Origin of the sequence: Desertihabitans aurantiacus (assembly GCF_003344635.1) — a bacterium.
Taxonomy (GTDB): domain Bacteria; phylum Actinomycetota; class Actinomycetes; order Propionibacteriales; family Propionibacteriaceae; genus Desertihabitans; species Desertihabitans aurantiacus.
Genome location: NZ_QPKK01000332.1, coordinates 1 through 3,515, shown reverse-complemented (window position 1 = coordinate 3,515; position 3,515 = coordinate 1). Strand labels below are relative to the sequence as shown.

The 3,515-nt window shown below is 75.8% G+C and carries 3 protein-coding genes; 1 reads left to right on the top strand and 2 read right to left on the bottom strand.

Annotated features, from left to right (window positions below):
* Window positions 1-805 (top strand): beta-galactosidase small subunit-related protein (locus DVA66_RS18350; RefSeq protein ID WP_456297820.1); only part of this gene is annotated, 805 nt, incomplete at its 5' end.
* A gap of 326 nt (window positions 806-1,131) precedes the next feature.
* On the opposite strand, the gene DVA66_RS18345 is transcribed toward DVA66_RS18350, so the two are convergent.
* Complete coding sequence (locus tag DVA66_RS18345) at window positions 1,132-2,148, bottom strand: Gfo/Idh/MocA family protein (protein WP_114561329.1); 1,017 nt, start codon at window positions 2,146-2,148, stop codon at window positions 1,132-1,134.
* Between the two features lie 38 nt (window positions 2,149-2,186).
* Window positions 2,187-3,515, bottom strand: a 1,329-nt coding sequence (locus DVA66_RS18340) for a gamma-glutamyltransferase (protein WP_114561328.1), incomplete at its 5' end; no start/stop codon positions are given.

Genomic DNA, 3,515 nt, shown 5'->3' with positions numbered 1-3,515 from the left:
GCGCGCGCCCACCGACAACGACCGCGGCAAGGCCGGTTCCGGGGCGTCCCGGCCGCTGCCGGCCGGCGCGGCCGAGGCCGACGCCGCGCTGCTGGCCTCCGGCGGTCGGCGCACCACCTGGGAGATGGTGTGGCGCGAGCAGGGTCTGCACCGGCTGGTGCACCGGGTGACCTCGGTCGAGGCCGGCCCGGGCTCCCTGGTGACCCGGGGGGTGTCGATGGCGGCCCAGGGCCGTGCCCGGCTGGAGTCGACCACCACCTGGCAGCTGGTGCCGACGCCGAAGGGCGAGCGGCTGGCGCTGACGATCGAGCTCGCGCCCTCGCGCGGGTGGGGCAGCGTCTGGCCGCGGCTGGGTGTCCGCTTCGACCTGCCCGGTGACGTGACCCGTGCGGAGTGGTTCGGCCTCGGGCCGGGCGAGTCCTACCCCGACAGCCTGGCCGCGGCCCGGGTGAGCAGCTTCACCGCCTCGGTGGACGAGCTCGCCGCGCCGTACAGCCGGCCGCAGGAGACCGGGCACCGCAGCGACCTGCGCCGGCTCACGCTGTCGCGGGCCGGGGTGCACGAGTGGCTCACGCTGGAGGCGCTGCCCGACACCGCCGGCCGGCGTCCCGGGTTCACCCTCAGCCGGTACACCGCCCAGCAGATCGCCGACGCGGACCACCCGCACGAGCTGCCGGCCAGCGACCGGACCTACCTCTACCTGGACGCCGCCCAGCACGGTCTCGGCACGGCGGCCTGCGGTCCGGACGTCTCCCCGCAGTTCGCCCTGCGCCCGCACGCCCGCACCCTCCAGCTGCTCCTCTGAGGTCGCAGCCGCAGCACCCCTCACGCCCTGAGCCTGTCGGTGGGCCGGGACTCCCTGATGGGAGCCCTCGCCCTTCGACAGGCTCAGGGCGCTGTGGTCGGCTCCGGCGCCCGAGGCAAGTCCGCCCGTGGGCTCCCGCGTCACCACAGCGCGCTGAGCTCGTCGAAGCGCGAGTCGCCGCACGCTGGCTCGAGCCCAATCACAGCGCGCTGAGCTTGTCGAAGCGCGAGCCGTTGCACGTAGGCAGGAGCCCGACCACAGCGCGCTGAGCTTGTCGAAGCGTGGGAGTCAGCGCCCTTCGACAGGCTCAGGGCGTTGGGGTCGGGTCAGGGCGTGGCGGTGGCGAGGCGGGCGGCTTCGGCGGCGCGGTGGTCGGCCAGCAGGGCGTCGACGACCCGGGCGGTGCGCAGGGCGGTGCGGCCGGTGCTCGGGCAGGTGCCGCGGCCGGTGAGCTCGTCGACCACGCTCTGCACCAGCGGGAGCTGGACCGGGTCAGGGTGCTCGGTCGGCACCCGCTCCTCCCGGCCGTCCACCAGCAGCCGCAGCGGCTCGCTGCCGAAGCAGGAGAAGACGAGGCTGCCGCCGTCGCCCACCACCTCGACCCGGTCGATGCGCTCGGCAGCGGCGAAGTCCCACAGACCGACCCCGCGGACGCCACCGGCGAAGGCGAACGTCGCGCTCACCTGGTCCTCCGCCCGCGGCCCGGCCGCGCCATCGGTGGACGCGGTCGCCGTCGCACCCCCGGTGACCTCCGTGACGGGCCCGAACAGCCAGTCGAGCAGGTCGAGGGTGTGCGAGCCGAGGTCGACCAGGTAACCACCGCCCGACACCTCCGGCCGCTCCCGCCACGGCAGCTGCCCGCCGGTGCGGGCCGGCTGCTGGGTGCGCACCAGCACCGACCGCGGCCGGCCGATCCGCCCGGCGTCCAGCAGCTCGCGAACCCGGCGGAACCGCGGCAGCGCCCGGCGGTAGTAGGCCACCCACAGCCCGGTACCGGCCTCCTCGGCCGCGGCCACCATCGCCTCGCACTCCAGGGCGGTGCGGGCCATCGGCTTCTCCACGTACACCGGCTTGCCGGCGGCGGCCACCCGCTGCGCGTAGTCGGCGTGGGAGTCCGGAGGGGTGGCCACGTAGACCGCGTCCACCTCCGGGTCGGCGATCAACGCGTCCGCGTCGGCGTACCAGCGGCCCACCCCGTGCCGGCGGGCCCAGTCCTCGGCCTTGGCGGCGTCGCGGCGCATCACCGCCACCAGCTCCGAGCGCTCCGCCTGCTGGAACGCCGGCCCGCTCTTGCGCTCGGTGACGTCGCCGACGCCGATGATGCCCCACCGCACCCTGTCCACGAGGCCACGCTAGTGGCACGCGGTGGCGACGGCCGGCTTCAGTCCAGCAGCACCCACTCGCCGCTGCGGCGCGGGTCGGCACCGGCCCCGAGGGGCGACAGCGCGCTCACCCCGCCGAAGAACGGCAGCTGCGACCGCGTCTCGAAGACGGTGTTCCCGGCCGCGGTGAGGGCGTCCAGGACGACCGGGGAGAAGCCCGGTTCCAGCCGCACGTGCGCGTCCGGCAGGGCGGCCAGCCGGGGGAGGTCGATCGCCTCCTGCGGGGGCACCCCGCGCAGCATCCGCAGCACCGTCTGCACCAGCGCGGGCCGGATCCGGCTGCCCCCGGCGGCCCCGGCCACCAGCCGCAGCCGGCCGGCCTCGTCGAGCACGACCATCGGCGACATCATCGAGTTCACCCGGTGCCCGGGGACCCACTCGTCGCGGACCAGCTCGCCCTCGCCGAGCATCGAGTTGAGGTGCACCCCGTAGCCGGGCACGTACACCGACGAGCCCAGACCGAGGCTGGTGGTCACCGCGCAGGCGTTGCCCTCGGAGTCCACCGCGCACACGTTGGTGGTGTCGGCCAGCCGCGGGTGGGCGCGCAGCGCCTCGACCAGGTGGGTGGCTGCCGCGGCATCGCTGACCGGGTCGCCGTCGTGCTCCGACGCCTCGACCAGGGTGGCCAGCACGTCGTCCAGGTCGTCCCCGCGGGCCAGCACCCGCACCCGGCGGCCGCCCACCTCCATCGCGACCTCGCGGGGCTCGGACTCACGCACCTGGTAGGCCGCCAGGTCGGTGGTGCTCAGCCCGCCGCCGTCGGCGACGGCCGCCAGCATCGCCTCGGCGTAGGAGCCGGTGGAGAAGGCGTCCGGGTCGTCGCGGAGCAGCTCGAAGGCCCGCCAGTGCTCGGGGTGGAACAGCGGGTCGCCGGCCTGCAGCAGCGAGCCGTCGGGCCGGCAGAACACCTGGGCGCCCTCACCGGCGCACATCGCCTCGGTGATGTTGGGCAGCAGCTCGGCGTGGGTCAGCGGGAACGGCGTCCCGTAGGACGCGGTCAGCGCCGGCTCGACCAGGGTGGCCCAGTCCAGCCGTCCCCAGCGCTGCCACAGGTGCCGGACGCCGGCCGGCAGCCCGGGCACGGCCACGGTCGCCGGCCCGATCTCGTACGGCACCGGGTGCCCACCGAGGTAGACCTGGATCGGCACCCCCTGACCGGTCCGGCGCTCGCCCAGGCCGGGGACGGCGACGAAGAAGTCGACGCAGGTGGTGCGGCCGGTGGCGGCCTCGTGCACGACCGCGAACCCGCCGCCGCTCAGCCCGGTGAACAGCGTCTCGGCGGCGCAGCTGACCAGGGTCATCGCCACCGCCGCGTCGACGGCGTGCCC